Raw genomic sequence first — 16,615 nt, forward strand, 5'->3', positions numbered from 1 at the left:
TTTATGCGATCGTTTCAAATGCGGGAGATTCAATAACTTCTGCTGCAGGAACACCAAATTCCTGAAAAGCAATCTTGGTTTCTACAGCATAATATTCAATTCCGGTTATTTCTTTAATGATGTATGAATTTCGATAACATGCCATTCCTAAGTCGGGCGTTACAAAACCGTGCGTATGTAATTCAGCATTTTGCACAAAAATTTCACTTGCATTATTGTCAATCGTGTAATTTCTGTTTACTGCAAAACGACCTTTTTTGTCCCACTGAATCCGGTCCGCAATTCCTTCTAAAAACTGAGGCAGTTTGTAACCATAACCTGTTGCTAAAACCAGTGCATTTGTTTTATGACGGTATCTTTTGTCTTGTTCTTCCTGATGTAATTCTAACTCAAAAGATTGCTTTTCTTCATCGTAAACAGCTTTGGTACAAGCTGAGTTAGTTCTTAAATTCACATCAATTTCAGTAATTACTTTTTTGCTGTAAATGGTGTCGAAAATTGCCGCTATCAAATCTTTATTTATTCCTTTGTACAATAATTTCTGGTTTTTAAGCAAATCATCTCTCTTGTCCGATGGAAGATTATAGAAATAATCTACATATTCGGGAGAAGTCATTTCGAGTGTCAGCTTACTGTAATCCATTGGAAAAAATCGCGAAGACCTTGTAATCCAGTTCAGTTGATAACCGTAAACATCTATTTCCTGCAATAAATCGTTGAAAACCTCAGCAGCACTTTGTCCGCTTCCTAAAACGGTAATTGATTTTTGTTTTTGAAGCTGAGTTTTATTCTGAATATAAGCAGAGGAATGAATGGCTTTTCCTTTTAACGACTGGCAGGATTTTGGAATGTGCGGTGTTGTTCCGGTTCCTAAAACAATCTTTTTAGTATTGTAAAGTGTAGTAATATTCGTTTTAGTATCAACGGTTTTTACGATATAAAACTCCTGATTTTCATCGTATTCAATTGCTGCTACTTCGGTATTAAAATAAATATTAGGCAGCTTTTTTATGGCCCATTGACAATATTGGTTGTATTCATTTCTTAACAACAAAAAGTTTTCCCGAATGTAAAATGAATACATTTTTCCTTGTTGTTTAATATAATTCAGAAAACTAAAAGGACTTGTAGGATCTGCCAAAGTCACTAAATCTGCCATAAACGGAATTTGTAAAGTAGTATCCTGAAGCAGCATTCCCGGATGCCAGTTAAAAGAGTCATTTTTATCAAAAAATAATCCGTCTAGGTTTTCAATTGGTGCCGTAAGACACGCCAGACTTAAATTAAATGGTCCTACTCCAACTGCTATAAAATCGTATATTTTGTTTTGCATTTTATTTTAATTTTTTAATGAATATTCATTTCCGTGATATACAATCAGCTCGATGACTTCTTCAATATCTTTTTGGGTTGTCAGCGGATTTAATAAAGTAAATTTGAGAAATACTTCGTTGTAGACTTTTGTACTGGTAATAATGGCTTTACCTTCATTAAAAACAGCTTTGCGGATGTAGCTGTTAATGCCGCAATACGAATTTTCATTCCCGGTAAAAGGTGTATAACGAAACACGACAGCGCTGATTTCCGGTTTATGAATAATTTCAAAATCGTCTCTGTTTCTAAGTAAATCTGCCGTGAACTGAGCGTTGGCAATGGCTTTTTCCATATAAGAACTCAAACCTTCTGTACCAATCATCCTTAAAGTAAACCATAATTTTAAGGCATCAAAACGACGTGTGGTCTGGATCGATTTTTTGACCATGTTTGGTATTCCTTCGTCTTCCTGCTCTTTAGAATTCAGATAATCAGCGTGGTATTTGATATAATCGACAAATGATTTATCTCGCATAAAAAAACCGCTGGAACTTACCGGCTGATAAAAAGTTTTATGATAATCGATTGTGACAGAATCTGATAATTCAATTCCGCTTAGTTTTTCTTTGTGCAGGCTGCTAATCAGTAAACCACCTCCATAAGCTGCATCAACATGAAACCAAATATCATTTTCATTGGCAATAGAAGCAATTTCTGCTAACGGATCAATAGAACCAAAATCAGTTGTTCCGGCCGTTCCAACAACTGCAATCGGAATATTTCCTAAGTCTTTCTGCTGCTGAATTACTTTTTTTAAAGCGCTGGTATTCATCTTAAAATCAGGATCAACAGCTACGGGGACAACAGCATTTTGTCCTAAACCTAATAGACTCAGGTTTTTCTTTAAACTAAAATGGCTTACCTCAGAACACAAGACCCTGAATTTTGAAGCTTCAGCCGGAAGACCGTCCATTTTTGGGTCTATTCCGTAGTGTTTTTTTATGTAATGATCCCTGGCCAAAAGTAATCCCATCATATTAGACTGCGTTCCTCCGCTGGTAAAAATACCGTCAGCGTTTTCAAGATAACCTAGTTTATCAAGCGTCCATTCGACCAGTTTTAATTCGATAAAAGTGCCGCCCGTACTTTGGTCGTACGTATCCATTGAAGAATTTAAAGAAGATATAAAAGCCTCAGCCACAAGTGCCGGCGTTAGAATAGGACAGTTAAGATGCGCTATATATTTGGAATTATGAAAATGAATGCAATCGTCTAAATAAATATCTTTCAATTCTTCTAAAACATAATCTAGACTTTTGCCTTTCTTATTTTCTTCGAGATAAATGTTATCTATTTTTTGTTTAATAGTCGAAATACTGGTTCCCGTAAATGGAGTATCTCTTTCTTCTAAATGATTTGCAATTGCTTTAATTGCCTTTTTCATGCTTTTCTTATAAATCTTAATTGATTTATCGTTATTTGAAAAGACATGTTTATCATACGCATTGACTATAGAAGCTTCCTGCAGTATTGTTTCTAACTTTTCCTGTGATTCCATTTGCGGTATTTATTTAGATTGGTTCTAAAGAATAATTTTGACAAATGTATATTTGTACGAAAATTAAATCAATACCATAAAAAAGTGAAAAACATTTCTATAATTGAGGTAGTTAAAATACCTCAATTATAGTAGGAAATAAATCATGAAATATGTTTATTTTATACGAAAATTACTTTATTTTGTTTTCTAACGCATACAAAATCAGTTCCGAAGTCGTGTGCCGGCCTGTTTTTTTCATTATATTTTTCCGATGTGTCCTGAAAGTATGAATGCTGATAAAAAGCTGCGATGCAATATTTTTTCCGTTATTGCCTTTTGCAATTTGTTTTAAAATTTCAAACTCTCTTAGTGTTAGTTTTTCATCAGCCGGGGCAGTTGGCAAAGCAAAAACATCAATAAAGGTATGCAAAGTTTTAGGACATAAATAGCGTTCTCCATGCTGGATTTTGTATAAGGCATCATAAATAGTTTGTTCTTCACAATCTTTTAAAATAAAGCCATTTATGTTATCTTTCAGGAAACTGTCAATAGTTTGTTTGTTCTTGAAATACGACAGGATTATTATTTTGCACTGAGGGTATTTATTATTGATAACCTTAAGATCATCGTCGTAAAACAAAAAAATATTATTGGGGTCGATAATCAAACATTCTATATTATTTTTATCCAAACACTTAAATAATTCTTCTCTTGAATTTACCACTTTTAAGCTCGGTGTTTTCACCAGCTTTTTAAGTGTGTGCCTCAATCCTATTATGTGTAGGTTTTCAGAATCGGCAATAAGAAAATTTTTCATTTTTATTATTTAGAATTAATCTAAACAAAATTAATACAAAAATGTTTCACAAAGCGTATAAGCATCAAAAAAATAGTTTTTTTCTTATTTTATAATTTTTTAGAAAAATTTGTCAGTTTAATTATTCAGAATATTCTCTATATTTGAATTCGATTTTTTGCCTTTTTTATTCCTTAACTATCACAAATTATGAAGATACTTTACACTAAAATGCTCCTTTTTTTAATGTGTTTAACTTTAATTTCCTGTGAAACTAAAAAGGAAAAGCCCCAGCCAAAACCTTATAAAGCCGGCGTAATTTTATCTTTTGATGATGCTTATGTCGATGAATGGTATGAAGCCGATCAGGTTTTGAAAAAATATGCATGGAAAGCGAGTTTTAATGTCTGCCGAATAGATTCTATTGGAGCGCCGCAGCTTAAAAAACTTCATGAAATGCAAAAATATGGACATGAAATTGCCGGACATGGTTATCATCATTATAATGCCGTTAAGTTTGTTCAGCAAAATGATATTACGCAGTATATGGAACAGGAAATCAATCCGATGCTTGCTTCCATGAAGAAAAAATCTTTTGCGGTAACTACTTTCGCTTATCCTTATGGAGAAAGGTCAGACGCGCTGGATCGTGCCTTATCAAGTAAATTCAGAATTATTCGCGGAAGAGCTTTTGGTGGAGAAGTTCCTGAAAAACAAGACAGTTTTTTTAATAATTCAAAAATTGTATTTGCTTTTGATATTGATAACAGTCACATTCATTTCAGTATTCCGTATTTACTGGAATTACTTGATTATGCAAAAAAACACAATAAAATTTTAATTCTGTGCGGTCATAAAACCGTTAAAGAAGTAACTGCAAATTATCAGACTAAAATAGAAACTTTAGAATTTATCTGCAAATACATGAAATTAAACGACCTGAAATTCTATAAACTTTCTGATTTAGATGCACTGCTTCCGCCGCAGCTGTAATGCGAATATTTTATCAAAAAAAATCCCTTTAATAATAAAAGGGATTTTTTGTTTGAAAATTAACGCCAGCCAAGTTCCGGAGCAATATATTTTAATATAGAGGACAATATATGTACGTTGTATTCAACGCCCAGTGTGTTTGGAATTGTCAGCAGTACTGTATCTGCTTCCTGAATTGCTTCATCCTGAGCCAGCTCTGCAATGAGTTTGTCCGGTTCGGCTGCATAGCTTTTTCCAAAAATGGCTCTTTTATCACTTTCTATATAACCAAAACTATCAGCAGCTTTACCCTGATCTCCAAAGTAATATTTATCCTGATCGTTTACCAATGCAAAAATTGAACGACTTACAGAAACCCGTGGTTCGCGTTGATGTCCGGCTTTTTTCCAGGCTTCTTTATATAATCTGATCTGTTCCGCCTGTTGTATATGAAAAGGCTTTCCGGTTTCGTCATATTTTAAAGTTGAACTCTGAAGGTGCATTCCGTTTTCAGCCGCCCATATAGCAGTAGCATTAGACGCTGCTCCCCACCATATACGCTCTCGCAATCCTTCTGAATGAGGTTCAAGGCGCAATAAGCCAGGTGGGTTTGGAAACATCGGGTACGGATTTGGTTCGGCAAACCCCTCTCCGTTTAGTTTATCTAAAAATTCCAGTGCTTTTTTGCGGCCCATATCGGCATCCGTTTGTCCTTTTTCAGGTTCATAACCAAAAGAACGCCAGCCATCAATAACCTGTTCCGGTGATCCCCTGCTGATTCCCAATTGTAAACGCCCTCCTGAAATTAAATCAGCGGCACTGGCATCTTCCACCATATACAGCGGGTTTTCGTATCTCATGTCGATTACTCCTGTTCCAATTTCTATCTGGCTGGTTTTCGCACCAATTGCAGATAGTAAAGGAAAAGGAGAAGCCAGCTGTCGTGCAAAATGATGAACCCTAAAATAAGCACCATCCAGACCTATTTCCTCTGCAGCAACAGCCAAATCGATAGACTGAAGCAGCGTATCGGCGGCTGTACGGGCTTTATATGAAGGATGCTCATTCCAATGCCCAAACGATAAAAATCCTATTTTCTTCATAAATAAGCTTGAATAATAACTAAAAAATTACTGCCGTCAATAACTTATAAAAAGTATATAATGCAAGTATTAAAGGTATCAAAAAATCAGATAAAATTCTAACGGCTGTAAAATAAGATCACAACAAATTATCAGATTATAGCCAACAGCTTAAAAACAAGGCAAGTATAGCAATCCTATAAAAATCGTCTTTTATAATATAACAGGATTCTTTTCTGTGATAGTAACTTTGGATAAACGCTAAAATTTAAAAATCATGGACGATAAATCAAAAATAGGAAAAGCTGATGATTCGCGTATCAATATAACCGAACCATATGAAGTACAGTACTGGTCTGAAAAATTCAATGTGCCGGAAGAAATCTTAAAAGATGCCGTTAGGGCTGCAGGTACAAATGTAGAAGATGTCAGAGAACATCTGGCAGAAAATAATTGATATCATGCCTTGGTATAACGGAGATTATCCTCCATCATATAAAAATCAGCCAAATGAGTTAAGGGAAAAAGCAGTAGAAATAGCAAACGCCCTGCTTCTCGATGGTGCAGAAGAAGGAATTGCAATTGCTACCGGATTAAAACAAGCCCGCGAACTTTTGAAAAATCATAAGGAGAAAACTAATAAAAGAGAAAATCATGGAAAATAATAAGTATAATCCAACCCATAACGAGCACAAAGATACTCAGAGTGCTCCGGCCAGTTCAGGATGCCCATTTTCAGGAGAAAGTGCTGCAGATACGGTACGTTTGAAGGACGGGCCATGGCAGACCAACGAAAAAGATGACAAACATCATAATACAGAAGGCAAAAGCATTGAAGAAGCTACAGATCCTTCAAAACTTTCACAATTATAAATTGATCCTGAACTTTTTAAATTAAATATAACAACTAAATAATAAAATTATGTCAAGAGAAAATTACGATAACTACGATCAGGATGAACGTATTTATCACGCAGCAGATGATTCCATAAATTCTGAACTTATGGAGAAAAAAGATCCGGCTATTAATCAGCATGAAACTGATTCAACAGGAATTCACAGTGATACCTTCGAAAATCATGAAACAAACAGCCGCGATGAGGATGATTTTGATAATGATGCAAACAGAAGAACGCTTGATGAAGAAAAAGCTGTTGAAGACGAAGATGAAGATAATTAAATTGAGTTCTTTTTTTAAAAAAAGAAATGAGATTTGGAATCTCAAAAAAATATCCTGAAAAGAATTTTAAGATTTCTTTTTCAGGATATTTTTTTATTTATCAATCTGATTTCCGGTAAATTATGATATTGATGTCCCGCCATCGACAATTAAAGTCTGGCCTGTTCCGTATTCCTGTTCCATTAAATACACAAATGTTTTGGCAATATCTTCTGCTTCTCCTACTCGTTTTACAGGCAGTGCATTTCCAATATTATTGTACATTTCATTTCTTTCATTCTCTGAAATACTGTCCCAAAGCTCTGTTTTTACAACTCCCGGCGAAACAATATTCACTCGTATTGGTGCTAATTCAATTGCAAGTACTCTTGTAAAACCTTCCATTGCAGCGCAGATACTCGCGCCTAATGCCCAGCCTTTATTGGGTTTGTTACTTGCAATTCCGCTTGTCAGGACAATTGAGCCCTTAACGTTGATAAATGGTGCGGCATATTTTACGGCTGTAAAAGCGCCCCAATACCGAATATTAAAATAATTTCTGGCTGTTTCTAATGCAGTATCTTCAACATTTGAAAGCATAATATTTTCACCCGCAGTAAAAATAAGGTGGTCAAACCGGCCGATTTTTTCAAAAAGATTTTTGACCTCAATTTCATTTGTTACATTAACAGTATAACCAACTGCCTCATTCCATATTTCCTGTAACGCTTTATCAATTCGATGCTGGTTACTGGAAACGATAATTACAAATGCTCCTTTTAATGCTGCAGATTTTGCTGTAGCTAAACCAATTCCGGCGCTTCCGCCAATTATGATTACTTTTTTTCCTTTTAGATTTTCCATTTTAAACTTTTTTTATCCTGACTATTATTTAGCCGGACAAAAGTAGAAAGTCATGTATGGAACGGATTTAACAAATGTTAAAAAACGAATTAGAATGCATTCTTTTTAATTCTGCTTAAAGATTGTTTGGCAATGCCAAGATAGGAAGCGATATCGGTTTGAGAAACTCTGGACGCAATCTCGGGCTGTCGTTCAATAAATTTTTGATAACGTGAGGTTGCATCTGTGCCTAAATAAAAATTACGAAGTTCAACTTTATTCAATAAAGCATTCTGGAAAATAGTATCGAGCATTGTTTTAAAATAAGGTAAATGCTCAATCAAAGCATCGAGTTTATTTCTTTGAAGAACAATTACTTCTGCATCGCAAGCAGCAATCACACTATCATTTGACAAGATTTTTTCAGTAAAACTTTTTAAAATGGTACAAAAATGGTTTTCGCTAAAAAAGAAATGGATATTGTCATTTCCTTTATCATTAATACTGACAATTTTTAAAACTCCTTTACAAACAAAAAATATCTGATCTGCAATTTTATTGTGCTGAATTAAAACCTCGCCTTCTTTTACGGTTTTATATTCTAAATACTGCTCTATAGTGTTTTTATCTTCAAAAGTAATTTTTTGAAAAACATCTAAATAGTTAAAGAACTGTTCGAGATTATTATTAGAATCTTCTTGTAGCATTTTAAATGACATTTTACTTTATCAAAGTTAGAAAGATTTTAATTTTATTGATAAAAAAATCCAAATCCCAATTTTGAAATTGGAATTTGGATTTAAAATATTGTGATTAAAATGTTTAATCCAGAATAAAACTCACACTAACATTTGCTGTAATTTCGATTTCGCCAATTGCTAAAGTTTCGTTTGAAGCTCCTGCATTATCCGCTTCCATTGATTTCATGGCTGCGTACATTGGCTGTGGGTGATAGATTTGTGAATTATCTGAGATCACATAAGCTTTACCTACTTTTTGTCCTAATACAGAAACATAATCTTCTGCTTTTGCTTTAGCATCTTTCATAGCTAATTTTCTGGCTTCTGATTGTAATGACGCTAACTTTGAAGATTCAAAAGAAACTCTGTCAATACGGTTAATTCCCTGTTGAACCAAACCTTCCATTAATTCATCATATTTAGATAAATCTTTTAGGATAATTTCTACAGTCTGTGTTGCATTATAGCTTGTTTTCTTTTTTTCGTAGTCATATTGTGGATTAAGTGCCACTTGTTTTGTTTTGAAATCTGCTGTTGGAAGATTCATTTTTTTAATGAATTTCAAAACAGCATCCATTTTTTCGTCATTTTGTTTTTTGACATCTTTAGCATTATTCCCTTTTGTTTCAACGGTAGCCGAAATACAAACCTGATCAGGTGCTGTTTTTACTTTTCCTTCTCCATTTACATTAATTTGAGGAATTTGTTTGGTTTCTTGGCCGTAAGACATAGTCATAAACATGATTGTTAAAAATAATACTAGTTTTTTCATTTCTGTGATATTTTAAGTTATTTGATTAAGGCATTTCAAAAGTTATGCCAGCATTATAATTTTCCGAGTTTAGCCATTCCAAAAAGTATCAAAATTGGAATAAGGAGCAGCACCACAATAAATGTATGATCTGAAACTAAAGAAGGCTGTTTTATCAAAGTAATTAAGTATCCGCCAATTGCGCCTCCAAAATGCGCCGTATGACCAATATTATCATTTTTAGCTTTCATTCCGTAAATAGAATACAATAAATATAAAATTCCGAAAAGATAAGCCGGAATCGGAATTATACCAAAAATTCCCAGTGTCATATCCGGCTGAAGCAAAATTGCCGAATACAAAACTCCTGTCACAGCTCCGGATGCTCCTACTGCACGGTAACTGTAATCATTTTTATGAAATAACATTGTAAGGAGACTTCCGAAAATCAAACTTCCAAAATAAACCAGAACAAAAGAAAAAGTACTCAAACCATCTATAACTACCGGTGCAAACATCCACAATGTAAACATGTTAAAAATCAAATGCATTATATCAACATGCAAAAAACCAGATGAAAGCATTCTGATTTGTTCTCCTGCACGAATGCTTCCGATATGAAATTCATATTTTCTAAAAAAATAAAGATCGTTAAAACCCTTATAGCTGATTAATACGTTGGCCACTATAATTCCAATTAAAATGGTATTCATAAATAATATTTAATGTGAAGTGTAAAGATAATTAATATCTGTCATAAGTTGATGAGATTCCAAAATATCCAGTCTATTCATTTTTACGTTATATTTGCAGAAAAAAATATTAGATGCAATTTATTGTTTATATAATAGCCTTTCCTTTACTTTGGCTAATTTCTATACTCCCATTTCGCTTATTTTATTTATTTTCAGATTTTGTATACTTTTTAGTTTACAGAGTCATTGCATATCGTAAAAAAGTAGTGCGCGAAAATCTGGCTCTTACTTTTCCTCATTTAAGCAAAGCGGAAAGAAAAGAAATCGAAAAAAAATTCTATCATCATATGTGTGACATGTTTTTGGAGATGATAAAAACAATGAGCATTACGCCTGAAGAAATGGAAAAACGTTTTCATGTAACTAATATAGAATTGGTTCAGGATTATGCAAAACAAGGCAAAAGTGTAATCCTTTTTGCTTCGCATTATGCAAGTTACGAATGGCTTTTAACAATAAACCCTAAAATTGGTTTTCAGGGAATTGCAGTTTATAAAAAAATTGCCAACCCGTATTTTGACAAGTTAATCCGAAAAATACGTTCAAAATATAATACAGAATTAGTTGAAACAAGGAAAGCGATCCCAACTATGGCGCAAAATCAGCGTGATGGTAAATTAAGTATGTACGGCCTTGCAAGCGACCAATCGCCTAAACTGGACAGAATTTTTCATTCGATGAAATTTATGGGAATTGAGGTTCCTGTACATACAGGTGCCGAAATGCTGGCAAAAAAATACAATTTGAGTGTTATAATGGTTAAAGTAAAAAAGGTTGCAAGAGGATATTATGAAGCTACATTTTTGCCAATTGCCGATAATCCGAATGATTATAAGAATTTTGATATCACTGAGAAATATTTAAAAGAGGTAGAAAAACAGATTCTCGAAGCTCCGGAATTTTATCTATGGACACATAAAAGATGGAAACATCGTGTAAAAGAATAATCTGCAAAAGAAAATCCAAAAAGCAATCTGTTTTTTGGATTTTCTTTTTTATACTAATTCAGTAAATTTACCAATCCGGTTTAAACCCGTTCAAACCCATCTTGATGGGTTTTTGTAATATTTTTTTTTGACTTAAAAATTACTCAAACCATATAAATTTGAAGTTAACTAAATCAATAAAAAAACCTCATCAAAATTTAACCATGATTAGAAAATTACTCTTTAGATTTTCGTTGATAATTCTTTCAGGTTCGGCTTTTGCCCAAAGTCCAAAACGCGGAATCGCTTACGGAAATAATTCAACTGCAGATTTATTAGCGCTTAAACCCGGCATTTCCTGGTGGTACAATTGGGGATCACTTCCGGAAAATGATACAAACGCAAATTATGCTTCTATTGGCATAGAATATGTTCCGATGATTTGGGGAAAATTAAGTGATACCGATTTACAGGCTTTTATAGACCGTATAAAACCCGGAGCCAAATATCTTTTGGCATTTAATGAACCTAATTTTAATGACGGAGCACGTTTGACTCCTCAGGAAGCCGTAAATGCATGGGCAAATGTTGAAAAAGTTGCCGCTGCAAAAAATTTAGAAATCGTCAGTGCATCTCCTGCTTTTAATGGTCCTGATAATTATGGCGGTTACAGCAGTCCTACCGCATGGCACGATCAATTTTTTCTTTTGTGCCCTAATTGTAAAGTCGATTATATTGCTTTTCATACTTACGATAGTTCTGCCGGTGCCGTTATTGGAGTAACTGGACTTTTAAAAAACTACAACCGTCCGGTTTGGGTAACTGAATTTGCAAATAGAGTAATACAGTCTGAAGCAGATAAAATTTCATTTATGAAGCAAATCGTAAATAGTTTTGAAAACGATCCTGATATTTACAGATATTCATGGTTTACGGGCCGCGTTCCAGCCAATTGGGCTGATATGCAGGAAGGTCAGTTATTAAGTCCTGCAAGCGGTGTTTTAAAACCAATTGGAACTGCTTATATAAACGAAAGTTTTACAACAAAAAAAATGACCGTTCCCGGAAGAATAACGGCCAATAAACATTACAGAAGAAAAGGAACCGGACTACAAAACACAACAGATTCCGGAACCGGACAAAACGTTTGTTTTATCGAAAGCGGCGATTGGAACGAATTTATGCTGAATGTTACAGATGCCGGAACTTATAATTTAACGTTTAGAGTTGCCTCACCAACTATTCCCGGAAAATTTGATATTCTAGTAAATAATGTTGTGGTAAAAACCGATGAAACCTTTCCTCCAACTGGTGACTGGCAGACTTATGCGGATAAAGTTGTAAACGGTGTTACGCTTCCAAAAGGTGAAGTTTATCTGAAAATTAAATTCAAATCAAACGATATGAATTTTAATTATATTGATGTTGCTGCGGCAAATTTGGGCGTAAATGATCCAAAGGCTGAGAGTGATTCTTTTACCATTTATCCAAACCCAATTAAAGTGCAGTCAACACTTCACATTAAATCGTTTACGACTGAACCTTTATCTTTAAAAATAATTGACATAAACGGAAAAGTATGTTTTGCATCTGATGATCACTTTACAAATGAAGATATTAAAATTGGAGATAAATTAGCAAGTGGCGTTTATATTGTAAATGTTTCTTACGGCTCGGTTAAAAAATCAATGAAAGTTATAAAAAACTAATTCAAAAAAAGCGCCTTTCAAATTACTGAAAGGCGCTTTTTTATTGTGTTATTACAAAAATTAAATCCCTGCAATCTCTTTTATTTCATCAATAATTCGAAGTGCTAATTTATCAGCCGCGTCTTGTGAAGGTGCTTCTGTATAAATTCTGATAATTGGTTCTGTATTTGATTTTCTTAAATGAACCCATTCATTTTCAAAATCAATTTTTACACCGTCAATTGTCGAAATATCTTCGTTTTTATATTTATCGGTCATAGCTGTTAAAATCGCATCAACATCAATTTGAGGTGTCAATTCAATTTTATTTTTACTCATATAGTACTCAGGATATGAAGCTCTCAAAGCAGAAACTGATATTTTTTTATTTGCCAAATGTGTTAAAAATAAAGCAACACCTACCAGACTGTCACGACCGTAATGCAATTCCGGATAGATGATTCCGCCGTTTCCTTCGCCTCCAATAACTGCATTATTTTTTTTCATTAATTCAACAACATTTACCTCACCTACTGCACTTGCTTCGTAGCTTCCGTTATGCGTATTTGTAACATCTCTCAATGCGCGGGAAGATGACATATTTGAAACTGTATTTCCTGGAGTTTTACTCAAAACATAATCAGCACAAGCAACTAATGTATATTCTTCACCAAACATTTCTCCGTCTTCGCTGATAAAAGCCAAACGATCAACATCGGGATCAACTACAATTCCTAAGTGGGCATTTTCTTTTACAACCAACTCAGAAATATCTGTTAAATGTTCTTTTAGAGGTTCCGGATTGTGAGGAAAATGTCCGTTTGGTTCGCAGTATAACTTTACAACTTCAACGCCCATTTGCTCTAATAAATTCGGGATAATAATACCGCCTGAAGAATTTACTCCATCAACAACAACTTTAAATTTTGCATCTTTAACAGCCTGAACATCAACTAAAGGCAAATTTAAAACTTCATCGATATGAATATCCATATAAGCATCATTTGCTGTAATTTCTCCCAAATTATCTACATCAGAGAAATCAAAAGCTTCTGCTTCTGCAATCTCCAGAATTTTAGCACCGTCGTCGCCGCTCAAAAATTCGCCTTTTTCATTCAGTAATTTTAAAGCATTCCATTGTTTTGGATTATGAGATGCTGTCAGTATAATTCCTCCGTCGGCTTTTTCAAGAGGAACCGCAACTTCAACTGTTGGGGTTGTCGAAAGTCCAAGATCAATTACATTGATTCCAAGACCGATTAAAGTATTTACCACCAGATTGTGAATCATTGGTCCGGAGATTCTCGCGTCACGGCCAATAACAACTGTCAGTTTTTCTTTTGAAGTATTATTTTTAAGAAAAGTCCCGTATGCCGATGCAAATTTTACAGCATCAACAGGAGTCAGGTTATCTCCTACTTTTCCACCGATTGTTCCTCGTATACCTGAAATCGATTTTATTAAAGTCATTTATGTGAGTTATGGTTATTTATTACAAATATAAAAAAGATGTTGAGATACTCAGATTCTAAGCTTCTAAGATTTCTGATTATTTTCTTAAAGCCCTGATTTTCTGGATCATTTCAGCATCTGTAAAACTTAACATATTATAACGTTAATATCTTCAAAATCGTGTTTAAAAAACTTTTCATACATTTACTAAAATAACTTAGTTTCTTAGTAACTCAGAAACTTAGCAACTTTAAAAAAATGAATTTCTTAGCACATATCTATCTTTCCGGTGATAATGACTTAATAAAAATTGGCAATTTTATGGCCGATGGTATTCGCGGAAAACAGTTTGAACATTTTCCAGAAGATGTTCAAAAAGGAATTCTTTTACACCGATTTATAGATACTTACACAGACTCACATGATGTTTTCAGACAAAGCACGAAACGCCTTCATGACAAATACCATCATTATTCCGGTGTAATTATCGACATTGTTTACGATCATTTTTTGGCTAAAAACTGGACCAGATATTCAAATGAAAATTTAGAAGACTTTATCAGTCGTTTTTACAATTCATTACATGAAAATTATACCATTTTAACTGAAAAAACACAAGGCTTAATGCCTTATATGATTGAAAGAAACTGGCTATTAAGCTACAGAACAGTCGAGGGAATCCATCAAATCTTAACCCAAATGGACCGAAGATCAAAAAATCTTTCAAAAATGCAGTTTGCAAGCGAAGAATTAAAAGAATTTTATAATGAATTTGAACAGGAATTTACACTGTTTTTTGAGGATATTCAATCTCAGGCCAGACAAAAATTACTTTCCTTATAAACCCTAACCATTTTATAAAATATATACTTGTTATGAAAAAAATTTCACTTCTGTTTTATTTTATATCATTTTATAGTTTTGCACAACATACAGCCTCACCAACTGGCTTAACAGCTTCAAAAGCAATGGTCGTTTCGGCTCGAATAGAAGCATCAAAAATTGGCATTGAAATAATGAAAAAAGGCGGTAATGCATTTGATGCCATGGCCGCAACAGAACTGGCCCTTGCAGTTGCTTATCCGTATGCCGGAAATCTTGGCGGCGGCGGATTTATGGTTTACAGAAAAGCAAATGGCGAAGTGGGAAGTTTAGATTATCGCGAAAAAGCACCTCTTGCCGCTTCAAAAAACATGTTTCTGGACAAAGACGGAAATGTTATACCCGGAAAAAGTACCGAGTCTCCTTTGGCTATTGGCGTTCCCGGAACGATTGCAGGAGTTTTTGCCGTTCATAAAAAATTGGGATCCCTGCCCATATCTGAAATTATTAAACCTGTTATTGCACTTGCAGAAAAGGGTGTCGTTGTAACTCAAAAACAACAAAAGCAGCTTGAAAATTATCATGATGCCATTGTAAAAGCAAACGGTCCAAATACTTTAATGGCCGGAAAATTTAAGGAAGGTGATACAATTAAATATCCTGCACTTGCCAATACTTTAAAACGAATTCTGAAAAATGGAAGAAACGAATTTTATAAAGGAAAAACGGCACAGGTTTTAGTAGATTATCTTAAGAAAAAAGGCGGTATAATTACGCTTAAGGATTTGGCTTCCTACGAAGCAAAATGGAGAAATCCACTGCAGTTTGATTATAAGGATTTAAAGATAACTTCGATGGCGCCGCCAAGCAGCGGCGGGATTTGCCTGGCTCAGATCATGAAAATGATTTCTCCTTTTTATTTATCCAAAATGGGACATAATTCAGAACAGTCAATTCAGATAATTGTTGAAGCCGAAAGAAGGGCTTATGCCGACAGAAGCCAGTTTTTAGGAGATCCTGATTTTGTTAAAATTCCAATTAAAGGACTTTTATCAGATTCGTATTTAAAAGAAAGAATGTCTGATTTTAAGTCTGAAAAAGCTACCTTATCATCTGATGTAAAAGAAGGAAAAATTACTTATAATGAAAGTACCGAAACAACCCACTATTCTATAGTAGACCAATTTGGAAATGCCGTTTCTGCAACGACAACAATAAATGATGGTTTTGGCTCAAAATATTATTGTGATGAACTAGGCTTTTTCTTAAATAACGAAATGGACGATTTTAGTGCAAAACCCGGATCTCCAAATATGTTTGGTTTAGTTGGAAATGAAGCAAACAGCATTGCACCGCAAAAACGAATGCTGAGTTCTATGACGCCGACAATTGTTGAAAAAAACGGAAAATTATTCATGGTTGTAGGTTCGCCGGGCGGTTCGACTATTATCACCTCGGTGCTGCAAACTATTTTAAATGTTTACGAATATAATTTAAGCATGCAGGAAGCGGTAAATGCACCTCGTTTTCATCATCAATGGCTTCCGGATCTCATTACTTTTGAACCTAATACATTTAATTACAGCACTATTGAAAGTTTAAAAGCAAAAGGATATTTAATCAACGAAAAGACGACGCCCGTAATTGGAAAAGTAGATGCCATTTTGGTTTTACCAGACAATACTCTCGAAGGAGGTGCCGATTTTAGAGGTGATGACAAAGCTGCCGGATTTTAAATCAAAAAGATTTTAGTCGAAAAACTGGACAAAATTCAA

General features: G+C 34.2%; 18 protein-coding genes. 9 read left to right on the forward strand and 9 right to left on the reverse strand.

Going from position 1 to position 16,615, the window contains the following annotated elements:
• Position 1: 1 nt before the first annotated feature.
• From ASE21_RS00595 to ASE21_RS00605, 3 genes are all read right to left on the reverse strand, one after another.
• Positions 2-1,333 carry a lysine N(6)-hydroxylase/L-ornithine N(5)-oxygenase family protein gene (locus ASE21_RS00595; protein ID WP_057120625.1) on the reverse strand — a complete coding sequence of 444 codons (1,332 nt, stop codon included), beginning with the start codon at positions 1,331-1,333 and terminating at the stop codon, positions 2-4.
• A gap of 6 nt (positions 1,334-1,339) precedes the next feature.
• Positions 1,340-2,872 (reverse strand): pyridoxal phosphate-dependent decarboxylase family protein, encoded by a 1,533-nt coding sequence (locus ASE21_RS00600; protein ID WP_082603422.1) that lies wholly within the window; start codon positions 2,870-2,872, stop codon positions 1,340-1,342.
• Positions 2,873-3,044: 172 nt separating this feature from the next.
• Positions 3,045-3,671, reverse strand: coding sequence for a LuxR C-terminal-related transcriptional regulator (locus tag ASE21_RS00605; protein WP_057120627.1), 627 nt, complete (start codon positions 3,669-3,671; stop codon positions 3,045-3,047).
• A gap of 225 nt (positions 3,672-3,896) precedes the next feature.
• Here ASE21_RS00605 and ASE21_RS00610 point away from each other — a divergent pair, with 225 nt between their 5' ends.
• A complete protein-coding gene (locus tag ASE21_RS00610) occupies positions 3,897-4,643 on the forward strand; it encodes a polysaccharide deacetylase family protein (protein WP_242410200.1) in 747 nt (248 codons plus the stop codon).
• A gap of 59 nt (positions 4,644-4,702) precedes the next feature.
• Here the strand turns inward: ASE21_RS00610 and ASE21_RS00615 are convergent, their stop codons facing one another.
• Positions 4,703-5,725 carry an LLM class flavin-dependent oxidoreductase gene (locus ASE21_RS00615; protein WP_057120629.1) on the reverse strand — a complete coding sequence of 341 codons (1,023 nt, stop codon included), beginning with the start codon at positions 5,723-5,725 and terminating at the stop codon, positions 4,703-4,705.
• A gap of 256 nt (positions 5,726-5,981) precedes the next feature.
• Between ASE21_RS00615 and ASE21_RS00620 the strand changes: the two genes are divergently transcribed.
• The 4 genes from ASE21_RS00620 to ASE21_RS00635 are packed head-to-tail and all read left to right on the forward strand — an operon-like array spanning position 5,982 to position 6,884.
• Positions 5,982-6,161: a DUF3606 domain-containing protein gene (locus tag ASE21_RS00620; RefSeq protein ID WP_057120630.1), complete on the forward strand. Its 180-nt coding sequence runs from the start codon at positions 5,982-5,984 to the stop codon at positions 6,159-6,161.
• On the forward strand, positions 6,130-6,369 hold the full coding sequence (locus tag ASE21_RS00625) for a hypothetical protein (protein WP_199858492.1): 240 nt from the start codon (positions 6,130-6,132) through the stop codon (positions 6,367-6,369). The genes ASE21_RS00620 and ASE21_RS00625 overlap by 32 nt, the downstream gene beginning before the upstream one ends.
• A complete protein-coding gene (locus ASE21_RS00630; RefSeq protein WP_057120632.1) occupies positions 6,359-6,577 on the forward strand; it encodes a hypothetical protein in 219 nt (72 codons plus the stop codon). The genes ASE21_RS00625 and ASE21_RS00630 overlap by 11 nt, the downstream gene beginning before the upstream one ends.
• Positions 6,578-6,626: 49 nt before the next feature.
• Positions 6,627-6,884, forward strand: coding sequence for a hypothetical protein (locus ASE21_RS00635; protein WP_057120633.1), 258 nt, complete (start codon positions 6,627-6,629; stop codon positions 6,882-6,884).
• Positions 6,885-7,004: 120 nt separating this feature from the next.
• On the opposite strand, the gene ASE21_RS00640 is transcribed toward ASE21_RS00635, so the two are convergent.
• From ASE21_RS00640 to ASE21_RS00655, 4 genes are all read right to left on the reverse strand, one after another.
• On the reverse strand, positions 7,005-7,727 hold the full coding sequence (locus ASE21_RS00640; RefSeq protein ID WP_057120634.1) for an SDR family oxidoreductase: 723 nt from the start codon (positions 7,725-7,727) through the stop codon (positions 7,005-7,007).
• A gap of 89 nt (positions 7,728-7,816) precedes the next feature.
• Positions 7,817-8,413, reverse strand: a complete 597-nt coding sequence (locus ASE21_RS00645) for a Crp/Fnr family transcriptional regulator (RefSeq protein ID WP_057120635.1) — start codon at positions 8,411-8,413, stop codon at positions 7,817-7,819.
• 115 nt (positions 8,414-8,528) lie between these two features.
• Complete coding sequence (locus ASE21_RS00650) at positions 8,529-9,218, reverse strand: SIMPL domain-containing protein (RefSeq protein ID WP_057120636.1); 690 nt, start codon at positions 9,216-9,218, stop codon at positions 8,529-8,531.
• 53 nt (positions 9,219-9,271) lie between these two features.
• Positions 9,272-9,910 (reverse strand): rhomboid family intramembrane serine protease, encoded by a 639-nt coding sequence (locus ASE21_RS00655; protein ID WP_057120637.1) that lies wholly within the window; start codon positions 9,908-9,910, stop codon positions 9,272-9,274.
• Between the two features lie 113 nt (positions 9,911-10,023).
• Between ASE21_RS00655 and ASE21_RS00660 the strand changes: the two genes are divergently transcribed.
• Together ASE21_RS00660 and ASE21_RS00665 are read left to right on the forward strand one after the other, a co-directional pair.
• Positions 10,024-10,899: a lysophospholipid acyltransferase family protein gene (locus tag ASE21_RS00660; protein ID WP_057120638.1), complete on the forward strand. Its 876-nt coding sequence runs from the start codon at positions 10,024-10,026 to the stop codon at positions 10,897-10,899.
• 203 nt (positions 10,900-11,102) lie between these two features.
• On the forward strand, positions 11,103-12,587 hold the full coding sequence (locus tag ASE21_RS00665) for a glycosyl hydrolase (protein WP_128414637.1): 1,485 nt from the start codon (positions 11,103-11,105) through the stop codon (positions 12,585-12,587).
• Between the two features lie 60 nt (positions 12,588-12,647).
• On the opposite strand, the gene glmM is transcribed toward ASE21_RS00665, so the two are convergent.
• Positions 12,648-14,036: a phosphoglucosamine mutase gene (glmM, locus tag ASE21_RS00670; RefSeq protein WP_057120640.1), complete on the reverse strand. Its 1,389-nt coding sequence runs from the start codon at positions 14,034-14,036 to the stop codon at positions 12,648-12,650.
• A gap of 240 nt (positions 14,037-14,276) precedes the next feature.
• On the opposite strand from glmM, the gene ASE21_RS00675 reads away from it, so the two are divergent.
• Positions 14,277-14,861, forward strand: coding sequence for an ACP phosphodiesterase (locus ASE21_RS00675; RefSeq protein WP_057120641.1), 585 nt, complete (start codon positions 14,277-14,279; stop codon positions 14,859-14,861).
• A 32-nt stretch (positions 14,862-14,893) separates the two neighbouring features.
• On the forward strand, positions 14,894-16,576 hold the full coding sequence (gene ggt / locus ASE21_RS00680; RefSeq protein ID WP_057120642.1) for a gamma-glutamyltransferase: 1,683 nt from the start codon (positions 14,894-14,896) through the stop codon (positions 16,574-16,576).
• Positions 16,577-16,615 lie beyond the last annotated feature (39 nt).

This window comes from Flavobacterium sp. Root901, from assembly GCF_001429765.1.
Taxonomy (GTDB): domain Bacteria; phylum Bacteroidota; class Bacteroidia; order Flavobacteriales; family Flavobacteriaceae; genus Flavobacterium.